10 protein-coding genes and 1 riboswitch are annotated in these 15,971 nt (G+C 50.8%); of the genes, 1 reads left to right on the top strand and 9 read right to left on the bottom strand.

Going from position 1 to position 15,971, the window contains the following annotated elements; all coding sequences use genetic code 11:
• Positions 1-204, top strand: a 204-nt coding sequence (locus tag TY10_RS31235) for a hypothetical protein (RefSeq protein ID WP_238327414.1), incomplete at its 5' end; no start/stop codon positions are given.
• An 839-nt stretch (positions 205-1,043) separates the two neighbouring features.
• Here the strand turns inward: TY10_RS31235 and uvrA are convergent.
• From uvrA to TY10_RS02575, 9 genes are all read right to left on the bottom strand, one after another.
• Complete coding sequence (gene uvrA, locus TY10_RS02615; protein ID WP_042160258.1) at positions 1,044-3,488, bottom strand: excinuclease ABC subunit UvrA; 2,445 nt, start codon at positions 3,486-3,488, stop codon at positions 1,044-1,046.
• A gap of 272 nt (positions 3,489-3,760) precedes the next feature.
• Entirely contained in the window at positions 3,761-4,870 is a 1,110-nt protein-coding gene (gene gmd, locus TY10_RS02610; protein ID WP_042160257.1) for a GDP-mannose 4,6-dehydratase, read from the bottom strand.
• A 385-nt stretch (positions 4,871-5,255) separates the two neighbouring features.
• Complete coding sequence (locus TY10_RS02605; protein ID WP_052350309.1) at positions 5,256-7,604, bottom strand: glycoside hydrolase family 31 protein; 2,349 nt, start codon at positions 7,602-7,604, stop codon at positions 5,256-5,258.
• Positions 7,605-7,613: 9 nt separating this feature from the next.
• Positions 7,614-8,456, bottom strand: a complete 843-nt coding sequence (locus TY10_RS02600; RefSeq protein WP_155985661.1) for a carbohydrate ABC transporter permease — start codon at positions 8,454-8,456, stop codon at positions 7,614-7,616.
• Positions 8,453-9,337, bottom strand: coding sequence for a carbohydrate ABC transporter permease (locus TY10_RS02595; protein ID WP_042160255.1), 885 nt, complete (start codon positions 9,335-9,337; stop codon positions 8,453-8,455). Before TY10_RS02595 ends, TY10_RS02600 begins: the two co-directional genes overlap by 4 nt.
• Positions 9,338-9,422: 85 nt before the next feature.
• Positions 9,423-10,703: a sugar ABC transporter substrate-binding protein gene (locus tag TY10_RS02590; RefSeq protein ID WP_202903135.1), complete on the bottom strand. Its 1,281-nt coding sequence runs from the start codon at positions 10,701-10,703 to the stop codon at positions 9,423-9,425.
• Positions 10,704-10,815: 112 nt separating this feature from the next.
• Positions 10,816-12,369 carry a response regulator gene (locus tag TY10_RS02585; RefSeq protein ID WP_042160253.1) on the bottom strand — a complete coding sequence of 518 codons (1,554 nt, stop codon included), beginning with the start codon at positions 12,367-12,369 and terminating at the stop codon, positions 10,816-10,818.
• Positions 12,366-14,144, bottom strand: coding sequence for a sensor histidine kinase (locus tag TY10_RS28585; RefSeq protein ID WP_052350308.1), 1,779 nt, complete (start codon positions 14,142-14,144; stop codon positions 12,366-12,368). Before TY10_RS28585 ends, TY10_RS02585 begins: the two co-directional genes overlap by 4 nt.
• A 231-nt stretch (positions 14,145-14,375) precedes the next feature.
• A complete protein-coding gene (locus TY10_RS02575; RefSeq protein WP_042160251.1) occupies positions 14,376-15,332 on the bottom strand; it encodes a DMT family transporter in 957 nt (318 codons plus the stop codon).
• 162 nt (positions 15,333-15,494) lie between these two features.
• A riboswitch (FMN riboswitch) is annotated at positions 15,495-15,644 on the bottom strand.
• Between the last annotated feature and the right edge of the window lie 327 nt (positions 15,645-15,971).

Raw genomic sequence — 15,971 nt, 5'->3', positions numbered from 1 at the left:
TCTGAAGTTCACTGCACGGGGGCGCTGCGCGTTACGGTTCATTCAGCCATTCTTGATTCCATTTTTCTCATCGCCTACTCGATGGTAGATGGATTGAATCGGCAAAAAGTCTGCCTGAACTCGTTACACTCCGCTCTCCCTATTGGCTGCCGCAAACCTCTGAAGTCCACTGCCGGGGTCGCTGTGCGTTTCCGTTCTTGCTGACTTCTTGGTTCCATTCCCCTCACAAAATCTGTTAGAAATAACGAGTAACGAAGCAGATTCGCTATTTAGTGTAGGACGGTTCGCAAATTTTGCTCCAGGTTGGCGGAATGCAGATGACTTTCAGCTTTAGCGAAGAGAACTTCGCTTTTGATGAAGCTAGGTTCTCCAGTTGCGAAATTTAGTTCGCTGGAGCGTTGGCCTCCATCTTTTTGCGCTCATACAGCGAACTTTGCTTCGTTCTTTTGCGAAGCAGGTTCGTTATATGCGGACGTTAACGAGTAACGAAGCAGATTCGCTATTTAGTGAAGGATGGTTCGCAAATTTTGCTCCAATTAGGCGGAATGCAGATGACTTTCAGCTTTAGCGAAGAGAACTTCGCTTTTGATGAAGCTAGGTTCCCCAATAGCGAAATTCTCTTCGTTGCAGCGTTGTCTGCCACCTGTTAGAGCCCATACAGGGAACTTTGCTTCGCTCTTTTGCGAAGCAGGTTCGTTATATGCGAACGTTAACGATTAACGAAGAAGGTTCGCTATTTAGTGAAGGAAGGTTCGCAAATTTTGCCCCAAGTAGGTGGAATGAAGCTGTCTTTCAGCATTAACGAAGAGAACTTCGCTTTTGAAGAAGCTAGGTTCTCCAGTTGCGAAATTTAGTTCGCTGCAGCGTTGGCCTCCATCTTTTTGCACTCGTACAACGAACTTTGCTTCGCTCTTTTGCGAAGCAGGTTCGTTACAAGGCTCACCCCCTGCTCACACTGTGCAGCTACAGCTCAACCCATGTCCCTATCAAACAAACAGTATTTATACCTCAACCCCTGCTCACCCCGCAGAACTAAGCTAAAGCTACACCTTCAAAAAATGACCGGTGAACGAACCCGGCTCTTGGGAGACTGCTTCCGGCGTTCCGCTGGCGATCAGCTTCCCGCCTGCTGTTCCGCCGCCGGGTCCCATATCGAGCACCCAGTCTGAGGACGAGATGAGGTCAGTATTATGCTCCACCATTATGACCGTATTGCCTGCGTCCACCAATTTATTGAGCAGCACATGCAGCTTTTGTACATCAACGGGGTGCAGGCCAGTGGACGGCTCGTCCAGCAAGTAGAGCGTGTGTCCGGACGCCGGCTTGCTGAGCTCCCGCGCCAGCTTCAGCCGCTGACCTTCTCCGCCGGATAAGGTGGTCACAGACTGACCCCACTGCAAGTAGCCCAAGCCAACCTCACATAGCAGTTCCAGCAAAGCCGCCATCTTTTTTTGCTTGGCGAATAGCGGTACGCTTTCTTCAACACTAAGACCCAATATGTCGGAAATCGAATAGCCTTCATATTGAACTTCCAGCACCTCCGGCTTAAACCGCTTGCCGCGGCAATCCGGGCACTCGACCTGCAAATGCGAGAGGAAATGCATATCTACGACGACTTGACCCAGACCTTCGCAGCGGTCGCACCGGCCACCAGGGGTATTGAAAGAGAAGCTGTTTTCCTTCAAGCCTTTCTCCTTCGCTGTTGGCAGGGAGGCGTAAATTTTCCGCAGCAGTGTATACAGGTCGATATAGGTTGATACGCTAGAGCGCTGCATGCGGGAAAGCGGCGACTGATCGACACGAATGATGTTGTCGATTCCGTCCAGACCGGTAATTTTGCGGCAGCCCGGCACTGCAGCCCTGCTTTTGTCCGCGTTCGCAAGCAATTCAAATACCAAGGTCGATTTTCCCGAACCGGATACGCCTGATACCGCGATCAAGCAGCCAAGCGGAAATGATGCCGTCACCTTTTGCAAATTGTGCAGCTCTGCATCATAGATTGTAATGTGCTCGCCGCTGTCGCCCCGCTGTTTAGAGATGAGCTTCCTATTCTCGTTCAAGTAACGTCCTGTAACAGAATCCGGCTGACTCATCAGCTCTGCAACCTTTCCCTGGCCGACGATTTCGCCGCCAAAGCGCCCCGCGCCAGGTCCAACGTCAATGACATGATCAGCCTGTTCGATGACAAGATCATCATGCTCGATAACGAGCACAGTATTGCCAAGATCACGCAGCTGCTTCATTACATGCACCAGCCCGTCTGTATCTTTCGGATGCAGGCCCGACGTCGGCTCATCCAGCAAATACAGAACTCCAGTCAAACCAGATCCAAGTATAGATGCAAGTCTCAACCGCTGAGCTTCCCCTCCGGACAACGTAATTGCGTTGCGATCCAGCGACAAATATCCAAGCCCGACATCTACAACTCTTCTAACTTTAATGAGCAAGTCATGCAATACCGTTTCAAGCAGACTGTCTCCTTCTTGCTCATATTTGGACTGAACACAGCCAAGCCACTCGCAAAGCTCATCTAGTGACATTTTGGAGAGCTGAGGCAAACTGTTTCCTTCCACCGTCGTCAGGCGGCTCTCTTCCTTCAATCGTTCTCCCCCGCAAGCTTCACAGGACTGCGCTGTAAAATAGTCCGATTCCCCTGACTGGCCTTCCTTCTCCCTATAACGCCGCCACATCCCGTTCAGCACGCCTTCGAATTTGCCCTTCGTTACCGTCTTTGGAGGAGCAATCCCCGGGAACCGGTTTGCAAAAGCTTCGCTTTCCGCTCCATACAGCAGCAAGTCCCACTGTGCTTCACTGTATGAACGCAATGGCTGATCACCGCTCATCGCAATTCCATAATGTTTTCCGGCAGCCTCAAGAATTGCCGTCTGGTAATCGCTTAGCATGCCGTTCCAGAACCTGACGCCACCATCCTTGATGCCTTTCTCCTTATCAAATACAGCGTCGACGTCAATTTCCACCACTGTCCCCAGACCGCTGCAGGTCGGGCAAGCGCCATTCGGGGTGTTGAAGGAAAAATCCGACTTCGTCAATCGCTTGTTCTCGTGACCGCAAGCCGGACATTCTACCGTCTCAGTCTCTTCGATCGATGCAGGCAGAATAGCCGCACGGCATTGCACGCATCGCCGCTCTCCTTTTTTATGAAACACGAGCCTCAAATACGTATACATATCGGTCACTGTTCCTACCGTCGACCGCGGATTGCGGTTCGTCACATGCTGGCCGACAGCAATCGAAGGAGACAGCCCGATAATCGAATCAACTTTGGGCTTCGCAATGGATTCGGATGACAAGCCGCTGGACTCCATATACTGCCGCTGGCATTCGCGTTGTAAAATGTCCATCGCAAGCGTTGACTTCCCCGAACCAGAAGGTCCGGTCACAACTACCAGCTGATGCTTCGGAATATCCAGCGAGATATTTTTCAGATTATTTTCCCTTGCTCCTTTAATGCGAATAAAATCGTTCATGCAACACTCTCCTTGATTGCTAGTTTTATAGAAGCAACGCATCAACTCTACACACTAACCTTAGTGTACAACATTCATGCAAATGATAAGGTTATGTCTAAAATTGCCTTTAACAATAGGAATAACGCATCATAAATCTGTCATGGAGCAAGAAGGTTTTTCTTTAGCCCCACTCTACCCGTTGCTATGTATCTCCCAACCTATATGCATTTTTCATGCAACAAAACCCTGACAGCAAAACTGTCAGGGTTTTGTTGACTAGCTGCTTCAACTCACTCAATGTCCAGACTGACACTGTAGCCCAGCTTGCGAAGCTCGACGACGCGGCGCGCTTCCTCTAAATCATTCGCGACCATTTCCTGCACAAGGCCTTTCAAATCCGTCTGCGGCGTCCAGCCCAGCTTCTCAGCCGCTTTGGATGGATCGCCCAGCAGCAAATCCACCTCGGAAGGCCGATAAAACCGGGGATCGACCTGTACCACCTTCTGTCCTGCCGCCACTTCTGGACGATTGCTTGTCACGACATAGCCGTATTCCTCCGCACCTTCACCCTCAAATGCGATCTCAATGCCCGCTTCCGCAAAGGCAAGCTGGACAAAGCGCCGCACTTCGGTCGTTTGGCCGGTTGCAATGACATAATCCTCAGGTACGGCCTGCTGCAAAATACGCCACATCGCGTCGACATAATCCCGCGCATGTCCCCAATCCCGCTTAGCCGACAGGTTGCCGAGGCCAAGCGTCTGCTGCTGGCCAGTCGCGATGCGTGCGACAGCTCGCGTAATTTTGCGAGTTACGAATGTTTCACCGCGTACCGGGCTTTCATGGTTGAACAATATACCGTTGCATGCATACATGCCGTATGCCTCACGGTAATTAACGGTGATCCAATACCCATAAAGCTTCGCTACCGCATACGGACTGCGCGGATAGAACGGTGTCGTTTCACTTTGGGGCACAGCTTGCACAAGTCCGAATAGCTCAGAGGTTGAAGCTTGATAAATCCGCGTTTTGGCCGTCAGACCGAGTATCCGAACCGCTTCCAGCAGCCGAAGCGTGCCAATCCCGTCAGCATTAGCCGTATACTCCGGTGTATCGAAGCTGACATGAACATGGCTCATTGCCGCGAGATTGTAAATTTCATCGGGCTGTATCGCTTGAATCAGACGAACGAGATTCGTTGAATCGGTCAAATCGCCATGATGCAGCGTCAAACGCCGATCCGTGCGGTTCGCTTCCTCCACGATGCGATCGATGCGCCCGGTGTTGGATAACGAGCTGCGGCGCCGCAGTCCATGCACGATATACCCTTTCTCAAGCAGCAGTTCGGCCAAATACATGCCGTCCTGCCCTGTAATTCCTGTAATGAAGGCGACCTTGCTCATGGTTCCCTCCGTCGTTGTTCGTAGTTGGTTTTGGCCGTTAATGCCTGCCACTCCAATATGGTATGAATCTAGTACGGCTCGGGCATCGGTTAAACAACCATTTCCAGCAGGCGAAGGTAAGGTACAGCCGATAAATCAGATCACATAAATTCGTTCATGTTCACAGGCAGCCTGCGCAAGCTTTTCCAATTGCGTTGTATACAGATTCTTTAATTCATTTCTTAAAGGTTAGAATCCGTGTACAAAGAAGAACGCTAACGCTTCTCCAGAATCATTCGCTTACTCCGTCCTTTGTAAACTTATTTCATCCGTCCCTTCATCTAACAACGAAAAAAGCCAATCCCAGAGGCCGAAATGGCTGCCAGGATTGGCTTTCCGAAATCTATTAAACGGTTAAAGCCGTCCATCCCAGCTTCGTGCTGTCGACCTGTCCCGTCTCACTGTCCTTCACCGTCACAGCACTTCCTTGTACTTCAACAGCATAAAGCTTCTGCTGGGATGGCTCGAACAGATAGCAGCGAAGCGGCTCCTGATTCGAACCATCTGATCCTGTATAAGCGTGAAACGCAACATGATCCCAATCCAGAAAAGCCGTCGACAACGCCGGCTCCAGCTGTGGAATGACCGAGCCTGCCCTGACCAGCAAAATAATCGGAATGCCGCCAGCCTCTATACGCTGCCAGCTGCCGCCAGTCCAACGCGCGCCAGTCTGAAAATCGATCCATTCACCCGGCGGCAAATAGACGCTGCGCCCCGTCTTCTCCTCAAAGATCGGAGCGATGAGCAAATCCGTACCAAACATATACTGATCTTCCACCAGCCAAGCTCCCGGATCACTAGGAAACTCAAAGAATAAGGCGCGAAGCAGCGGATGTCCGTTGTCAGCGCTTAGCTTGGCCTGAGTGTAAATGTAGGGCATTAGTGAATATTTCAGCTCGGTCACACGCCGGAAATAGGCGGTGAAATCCTCGCCGTACGCCCACGGCTCCGTAGGAGGCGCACCATGACAGCGGCTGTGAGAGGTCAACATGCCAAACGGAAGCCACCGGCGGTATAGCGCCTCGGGGCTGCTTTCGACGAAGCCGCCAATGTCATGACTCCAGAAGGTGAAGCCGCTCAATCCGAGTGATAAGCCGCCTCTCAGTGACGCGGCCATCGCGCTGTCGGTATTCTCGGCGTCACCGCCCCAGTGAATCGGATAGCGCTGGCTTCCCGCCCAAGCGCTGCGAGCCCAGATGATCGCTTCGCCATTCACTTCGCGGGTGATGTCCGCGACCGCGCGGTTATAGCGAAGCGGATATAAATTATGCTCCGCATATCCGTTTCTTCCGGAGGCATATGCGCCATTCAATGGAGCGGCCTCGCCGAAATCGACTTTAATGGCGCCTACGCCCAGCTTCAGCAAGCCGGCGATTTTCCCCTTGTACCATTGCTCGGCGTCCGGATTGCTAAAGTCGAGAATAGCATCGTCGGTTGGCAGATTGCCCTCGCCAGTCCATACCGCATAGCCCTTTTCAAGCAGCTCGCCATACAGCGGATTGGTTGGGGTGAAGTACGGCAGCTGCCACAGAGATACCCGCAGTCCCTGCTCTTTCAAATCGGCAATCATCCGAGCCGGATCGTCGAATCGCTCACTGGAAAACTCGTAGTTGCAGCGCCAGTCCTTATCGAACCATCCCGTATCCAAATGGATGACATCGGAGGGAATGCTATTGGCCCGAAGCTTTTCCGCAACCTCCCGCACTTCTTCTTCCGAGCTGTACGTAATCCGGCTCATCCATAGGCCAAACGACCAGAGCGGCGGCAGCGGACTTTTCCCCGTCAGATTCGTATACTCAGACAATACATCCTTCGGCTCACCGATGAACAGGAACAGATCCAGCTCCTCTTCCCCGGTATATAACGTTTGCGTATCATCATAAGCTGCGCCCAAATCAAAGGTCATCGGCGCCGTAGAGTGAACGAACAGGCCATAGCCCTGGCTGCTTAAGTAAAACGGAATCGGCTTGTACATACGCGGCGTTTGCGCGCTGAGCGCATCCGTCGTGAACAAATCGATTCGCTGACCGCGTTTATTCAGACGGGTGAACGATTCTCCCGTACCAAACAGCATTTCACCCGGCTGCAGAGAAAAGCTCGCCGCAAGCTGATTGCCCATATCGGCAGAGCTTCTGCGAAATGCAAACGGCAGCTGATTGGAATTGAGCAGCGATTTGGAATCCGACAGATGCCGCGTCTCGGTCAGAATATCGCCTTGCGAATTCCGAAGCGTTATTTTCCACGGATTAAAGCCAACCGTTATCGACCCGAAGCGGCTCTCGTAGACGACAGCCGAATCGCCTTCTCTCCGTGACTCCCACTGATGACGGTGATCCGCTGCTCCCTCCTCCAGCATGAGCGACGGCTCATTAGACGCTTTACGGCTGGAGACAGGACGCGTCTTAACCCGCAGCCGGACCGTCCTATCGCTCAAGAAAGCAAGCTGGAAATCTGTAACCGGCTGATCCGCATATTCATCGGGAAATTCCCAGCCACCGGATGCGGCGAACGGATAATCAATCTGGTTGAACGACAGGCGGGGCTTGCGCAAGTAGCGCTGCCACTGCATTTGGCCTTGATGCGCATCAGAATCGTAGGAAGCGACGGATGAAGCGAAGAAGTACGTATCTGAAGGCTCATCAAAGCCCGCTCCTACATCAAATGGACGATTTAATGGATATTTTATAGTTGTCATAGGATTCGATCATCCTTTCACTGCGCCGTTCGTCAGTCCGCTGACGATATACCGCTGTACGAAAATAAAGAGTAGCGCTACCGGAATAATGCTGACTGTACCGAAAGCCATCGTATTATTCCACGAGGTGCTCTGGAAGCCAAGGAAGTTATAAATGCCAGCTGTAATCGGCCTTAAGCCTTCCTTGCTGATGAACGTCATGCCGTAGATCAGGTCGCCCCAGGCAAACAGGAATGAGAACACAATCGCAACAACTACACCCGGAACTGCAATCGGAAGCATAATGCGGAAAAAGGTCGTCAGCGTATTGCAGCCGTCGATCTTCGCCGATTCCTCCAGCTCCTTCGGCAATGTCACGAAGTAAGTACGCAAAATAATGACGGCAAACGGAATGCCTGCTGTGGCATTCGCCAGTATCGTGCTCCAGTAAGAGGGGCCGATGAGACCTAACTGCTTGAATAGTAAGAACAGCGGAGTCAGAATAAGCGAAGCCGGCAGCATTTGCGTAACGAGAAACAATAAGACGAACAGATGGCGTCCCGGAAAACGGAAGCGGGCTACACCGTAAGAAGCTGGTATCGCCAATAAAGTCGAAATGATCAGCGCGCCGACCGAGATAGCGAGACTGTTGCGGAAGCCCGCAAATATATCGACGGAGGAGCCGGTAAGCTGCTCCGTATACGATTCGAACTGAAATTGATGCGGAAACCAGGTTTGCGGCGTCTGGAAGATTTCAGCTTCCGTCTTGAACGAAGTCGCCGCCAGCCAATATAACGGGAAGAGAAAGACTGCCGTAACGATAATTCCGAAAAGGGGCAGCAGCCACCTTGCATTTTTTTTCAACAATGTCATGACCGCTCCTCCCTATTCAGCAGACGCATGTAGATAAAGCCGACCACGAGCAATACGAGGAACATGACGTTGGCGACGGCTGCCCCTTGGCTGTATTGAAACTGATCAAAGCTCAGCTTGTAAGCGAACGTAGACATCATTTGCGTAGAGTTGACCGGTCCGCCGTTCGTAATGATCAGCACGATGTCGAATACTTTGAAGGTGTAGATAAAGCCTAACACCAGCAGCGATAAAATCGCCGCTTTGAGCTGTGGCAGCGTAATCCGGAAAAACCGCTGCAGCACGTTTGCGCCGTCGATCGCCGCGCTTTCGTAAATGTCTTTCGGAATCGTCGTCAAAGCTGTTGTCAGCAAAATCATATTGAACGGAATGCCAATCCATGTATTGGCAAGAATGACGGTAAACATCGCCGTATGCCGCTCCACAAGCCATTCGATTGGAGCTTGAATCAGATGAAGCCGCAGAAGCACATCGTTGATGATGCCCCCGGAGCCGAACATAAATTTGAACATCATCGCCGTAATCGTCGCCGGCAGCAGCCAGCTGATCATGACCAGCCCCCGAAGCCGCTGCGAGAACCGGAAGGAGAGCTGGAACAACAGGGCGAAAGCAAGGCCAACTACAAATTGCAGCGCAATACACATTACCGTAAAAACAAGCGTGTTCTGAAGCACCTTCACCAGCGTGCCCTCGCGGAACAGCTTCGTGTAATTGTCAAAACCGACAAAAGGCTGGTTGCCGTTCACCAGATTCATGACATTCACGTCCAATAAACTTAACCGTATGTTGTCAATGATGGGATAGCCTACGAAGAAGAGCATATATGCCAGCGCCGGAAGCGCGAACAGGTAGCCTGCTCTCCATTCTTTGAACTTACTCATGCTGTTCACCGCCCTTAAAAAAAGAGAGTACATGGAAGCTGCACATGTACTCCCTTTATCGATTTTTCAAAGCCGTAAAGGCTGCTTATTTTTGCAAAATGCCGTCAATTTTCGCTTGCGCTTCTGTTGCTGCTGCCTCCGGTTCGGAGTACAGCGTCAGCACTTTGCCCAGTGCTTCGGAGATCGCGTTAGAAATTTCAGGCCATTTCGGATGCGGGCCGCGAGGCTGCGCATACTCCATGTTTTGAGCAAACACTTTCAACTTGTCGTTTTCCGTCCAGTAAGGATCGCTTGCAACGTCTTTGCGGGCTGGGAAATAGCCGAATTTCTGCGCAAAGTCTTTGCTTACTTCTGGTGAAGCGACATATTTAATGAATTCAACCGCTTCCGGTATGTTTTTCCCGTTTACAACACCAAGGTTTTCTCCGCCAAGCACGGAGGCGAACTTCTTGTCTTTCGGAACGAGCGCCAAGCCGTATTTCAAGTCTGGAGCCGATTTCTCAATATCCGGGATTTGCCAAGGGCCGTTGATCATCATTGCCAGCTTGCCCGCAGCGAATTGCTTCATCACGTCGGATTGCGTCCAGTTGATCACTTCCTTGCTCATCGATCCGTCTTTAATAAGGTCGGACAGCAGCGAGAATGCTCTTACGCCGTCCGTCGAAATTTGATCAAAGGTTGCTCCAGTGGACAACAGCCACGGAAGGAACTGGAATGTTCCTTCTTCGTTTTGCGGAGCGCTGACGCCAAGTCCTTTGACGCCGTCTTTGGTCAGCTTTTTAGCGGCTTCTCTCAGCTCATCCCAGGTTTGCGGCGGCGTTACACCTGCATCCTGAAGCATTTGTTCGTTGTAATAGAGCGCCAAGTTGTTGCTGCCGAGCGGAATGCCGTACTGTTTGCCGTCATATGAGGCAGATTTCCACGGACCTTCGAAGAACTGATCCTTCTCCGGCCAATCCTTCAACTGCTCTGTAATGTCCGCGAACAGTCCCATTGCCGCGTAAGCTGCATGATCGGGATTATCGATAATGACGATGTCCGGAAGCTCGGATGCGGTCAGACCAACCGACAGCCGTTTTTTGAAATCCGCGAATGGGATATACACCGGATCAACTGTAATGTTCGGGTTTTTAGCCGTAAAGCCGTCCGTCAACGACTTCACAATGTCGAACTGCGCTTTGCCTTCAAAATAGAACCACAGTGTCAGCTTCTTCGGCTCGCTGGCACCTTTGCCTTCGGCCGTCTCATTAGAACCTTTGCTTTCCTTATTGCCGCTGCCGTTTCCGTTGCTTCCGCCGCAGGCAGCCAGCGTCAAGGACAATACGAGCAGCATAGCCAGCATCCATAAACCTGATCTTTTTTTCAACTTTATCCCCCCTGAAGTGACAATACTTTGTGATCACGTTTTCAGTTTATGGTTTTGAAAGCGTTTCATAAATACGAAATATTTAATAAAGGTGGACGATCTTAAACGAAAATCATCCCCTGTTCAGTTTTTGATATTCCGCCGGTGACAGACCGGTCATCTCTTTAAATACGCGCGAGAAATATTTCGGGTCAGGATAGCCTACCCGTTGTGCAATTTCGAACATTTTCAGACCGGATTCCAGCAACAGCTCCTTCGCTTTGCGAATACGATGCTCCTTCAGAAACGCCGTGAAGTTGCGGCCTGTTTCCCTTGTGAACAGACCACTCAAATATTCCGGCGTAATATGCAGCTCAGCCGCAATCTCCTCAAGTGTCACGCCGTCCGTGTACTTTTCCTGAAGAATGCGAACTGTTTTTTGGACGATCATGCTGTAAGGAACCGGATTGCTTGCCGGCCGGATTGCCGCTAACTGCCGGGCAATGACAGCGAAAGCGGATTGCAGCTCCTCTCTCGTCTGTGATGACAAGATCGGATGCAGCCATTCCTGCTGATAATCGAATGCGATACGTTCGCCATAAAGATCGCTGACGGTTTGCAGCATCGCCGTTACGAGTCTTACCGATGCGTCAATGATATGCTGGGGATCATATACGCCCGCTTGGCAAATATCGAGCCAGTGGTTGAGGCATTTTGCCGCTTCATCCGGTGCTTGTGCTGACACAGCCATTTTGAGCTTGTTCTCTATTGTTGACGGATACGAGAGCACTCGGCGTTCAAGCTGCAGCCGATCCACCAGCCGTTCATTCAGAATGGCAGTGTCATTTTCCACCGCGATAAACCATTTCCTCCACTCCGCCAGCTGGTCGAAAGAAGGCTTCAACCGGGAGATTTCGTCTAATTCGGAAAAACTGATGACCGCAGTTGAATCGATATTGCGGACAGCGGGCAGCAGCACCTCTTCGATATAACGCTGAAGCTCCCGATTTTCCTGGTCTGGTTGAACAAGCGCTGCCAGCGACTGGTCTTGCACGACCGAACAGACCGCTTGACGGCCAAATGGTTTCAGCAAGCTGCTGATAAGCGGCAGCATGGTTTCAACGGCAACATCGTTAAATTGCTTACCTAAATAAACCGTCACCAAATAGAGCGGCAAATTCTCCTTCAAGCTCATTCCCTGACCGATATAGGTTGATAGCAGCGGCCTGTCGATGTCATCCCTGGCGAGCAGCAGCTGCAGCAGCTGCTCAGCTTGTGCCGCCGCATTTCCTGCCGGCATACCCGCCGCTGACTGAAAGCTGAGCTCCTCCTGCACTTTTTCCAACGTCGTTCTTAAATCCTCTGCTGTAATCGGCTTCTCCAGAAATTCGAACACGCCAAGCTGCAAAGCTTTGCGTGCGTACTCATATTCGGAAAATCCGGTAAGAATAACGGTTTTATGGCGATGCCCCCGCTCTTTGAGCTGCTGAAGCATTTCGATACCGGTTGCCTGCGGCATTTTAATATCCGCAATGACCAGATCCGGCCGAAGCTCCTCAATGAGGCTGATGCCCGATATGCCATTATCCGCCTCACCAATAACCTCATACGCGGAGCCAAGCTTGCCTATTAATTTAATAATGCCGCTTCGTGTATTGTCCTCATCCTCGATTACGACGATTTTCATCCTGCCAGTTCCTCCTTTGATGGCATTGCGGGCAGCAGCAGCTTGACAGATGTGCCCTCTCCGAGGCTGCTCGTTACTGTGAATTTCGCTTGCTCCCCATAATGCATTCGCATTCTCTCTATGACATTGCGGATACCGATGGAGCTGCCGCCGCTTTCCGTAATCACAGCGCTCTCATGCTGAAGTTCCGCTAGCGAAGCTTCATCCATGCCAACGCCGTTGTCTTGAATGGTAATTTCCAAACGGTCATCCGTTATGAACCGGAAACCAATAGACAACACGCCTCCTTGCTTCACACCTGAGAAACCGTGAATGATCGCATTTTCGATAATCGGCTGAAGCAGCAATTTCGGAATATAGAAATCTAATGCCGCTTCGTCCTTCTCAACGACACATTCGAACGAGGAGCGGAAACGGTACTGCTGCAAAAACATATAACGGTCCATCCACATGAGCTCTTCCCTTACGGTGACCGGCTTGTTGCTGTCTTTGATGCTGTAGCGCAGTATTTGCGCCAGTCCCTTCAGCATCTGGCTAATCTGATGCTCGTCCTTTTCAATGGCAAGCCAGTTGATCGAATCCAGTGTATTGTACAGAAAATGAGGGTTAATTTGCGCTTCCAAGGCCCGTATTTCCGCCTCCTTCCGCTTTTCGCCCGTGTCTCTTATTTCCTGCATTAAGTCGTTAATCGTCACCATCATCCGGTTAAAATGAAGCGCGATCGAAGAAATTTCGTCCTGCGAGCGATCATCCACCTGCACCGTAAATCCTCCATGCCTGGCAATGCGCATCGCGCCAACGATTTTGCGAATGGAAGCTGTTAATCGTCCTGAAAAATAGAAAATAAGCACTCCTGCCAATATAAGTGCCGCAACACCGACCAGTACGCTGATACGCTGCATCGCGTACATTTCGTTGAACAGTTCCTTCTGATCGATCAAGTTATATAGCGTAAAACCCGTTTTTGAATTGTAATAGGTGTTGCTGATCGTCGCAGCTGTCGTCACATCGCCAATCGTTTTGCCGATGCTGCTCTGATCGGGAGAGGATACGATGGTGCCATCCGTGTCCGCCAGAAAATTACGGCTTTCGAACGGCTGTTTGACATCGCTTTCAGGATCGGTCAAATTAATCGCGCTTGCCAATACCGATTCATAGACGGTAACGACAACGACCCCGATTCCCTCCAAGTTTACGCCGTTCAAATCGCTTAGCTTCCGTACTAGATGAAAGCCGTATTGCTCATCGCGGTTAATGGAGCTGATCTTCTCGGGAGCTGTCATAATTCCGTTTGTTTTATGAATGGCCGAGACGTACAACGGATGCTGCTGCAGATTGGAGGTGTTCGACCATAAGTTATCATATGGGGAGCCCGTTTGCTGGTCGTAGCAGATCAATGAGCCATTGCTCGTAAAGATGGCGACGCTGCGAATGCCGTATTTTGCATAGGAATAGGAGGACAGAAGATTGATCAGCTTGCGTTTGCTTAGCTCAACATCCTCGTTGGGTACGTTGATCGCCTTCACAAGCCGGATTACATCGTCATTTGTAATGATTTGGAACAATAAGTCCTGATACGCCAGCAGCGAGATGTCCAGGTTCTTTGACGTTTGCAGCAAATTCGCTTGTACGAGGGCGTTAGTCTTCGTCTTCATTGCATCGGTGGACACGTAATACGAGATCATTTGGACGATCAATACCGGCAGCAAACTAACCAGCATGAACGATACGATAAGCTTGTTGCGGTAGCTGAAACGCCATTTTCTGGCTGCCAATCTGGACTCCCCCTTCGATTCGACACCTTTCTTTCATTATCATCTAACCTCAACAAGCGGCTGAATTGCAATCGTTTTCTTTTTTATTTAGGCAGGACCTTTGTCATGCAAATGCCATACTATCAGCCTAGAAGCTGTGTTCTATAGTACGATCCTGTTAAAAAATCGGCATAAAAAAAACGCCGTGCTGACGCAACGGCGAGGACTTGACGATATCGAATTAGCATCCTTCTATGTCTGGAGCGGCTGCTCCTTGTCCTGCTGTCTGGAGATGAAGAACAAGGTGATCCAAATGAGCAGAAAACCTGCCAATTGCGCTGGTGTAATAATCGATTTGAACGCGATCCAGTTCAGCAGCACGCCGACCATCGGGAAGCTAAGCTCCGCCAATGTGGCGTAAGATGCTTTGATTTTGCTCAACCCTTTGTAATACAGCAGCAGGCTTAGCAGACCCGGCAATAGCGCCTGGAGCAGCAAATTGATCAGTACGGCAAATTGCTCGCCCGTGCCTGCTGGAAACTTCCAAATTGCGCCTTCGGATGCTGTGATGACGAGCAGCAATGGCAGAGCCAATACGAAACGCAGTGAGGTGACGGTCTCATACTTCATCGTCCCAAGCAAGTAACGGCCCATTACAGTTGAGCCGCCCCATAACAGTGCTGCACCAAGCGACAGCAGGCTGCCGATTTGCATCAAATCATTGACATGGCTAAACGGCAGTGAGAAACCGAATGTGAGCAGATAGGTGCCGGCGACTGCTGCAAGGAACAGCGGGCCGATAAACCGCGGCAGCACTTCCTTCAGCAGCACTCTAGCCAATACGATTGCGAATAGCGGTTGGAGTTTTTGAAGCAGCAGCACCGCATTGGGATTGCCATGCGCCAGACCCAACGTGAAGAGAATGGTCGCTAGTGCCGAGCCGCCCCATGAAATAAAGAGCAGCGCTCCCACTTGGCGAAGCGATGTACCGCGCAGATCGGCGCGATTTTTCCACAGTACAGGTGCCGCAGCCGCAAATAGAATTAAATGCTCCAGCAATACGATTTGCGTGGAAGTCAGCGACTTCAACAGCAGGATGCGGAACACAGGGTCGATGCCCCACAGGGCAGCTCCAATAACGACTAGCCAAAACTCCATACGAACGGGTTTGGTCCGGACAAGCGGTGGTGCAGGAAATGAATGACTCATAATAATTGACCTTTCCGAATCAAGGACCGGGCACAACATACAGTGGCTGCATGTTCGCCAAAAAAGCCCCGATTCACGCGAATACGCGAATCGGGGCTGCCCAAATAAAGCTGCGAAAACAGAAGCTGCGTCAAATTGAACGCACCTGTCCGCATCAGTACTTGTGATCTTCTTCCATCCGGACTATACCGTCGGCCTTGGATTTGCACCAAGTCAGTCCCCTTGCCGTAGTCGGCTCAGAGAGTCGCGGGCTTCGTTCAACGAGGAACGTTTACCGCCGGTCAGGAGTTTCACCCTGCCCCGAAGATCCTTATTCATTTAATGGTGTTGTAGTCATTTTGTACCGTTTACGAACGGAACGTTTGTAAAGCATAGTATCACAGTCGGAAATGAAAAAGCAAGCACAATTTTCATTCCCGTGATCTCGCAGCACGGCGTAAGACACTCTTCTGGCGCTTCTCTAACTGTTGCATAAAGTAATTTACGTGCCGCCAAAGCTCTGGTGCTGCATCTTTTGTGACCAACTAAAAAACGCATAATTGCTGTTGAAACCCTCTGATCCAAGAAGAGGACTCTTGGAGCTTCTTGAAATCCCATCGTATCATCGTATTCACGACTGATTTGAGCATCACATGCATC

This window comes from Paenibacillus gorillae (assembly GCF_000513275.1).
Taxonomy (GTDB): Bacteria; Bacillota; Bacilli; order Paenibacillales; family Paenibacillaceae; genus Pristimantibacillus; species Pristimantibacillus gorillae.
The sequence above is the reverse complement of the archived record's forward strand: the minus strand, read 5'-3'. Positions and strand labels throughout refer to the sequence as shown.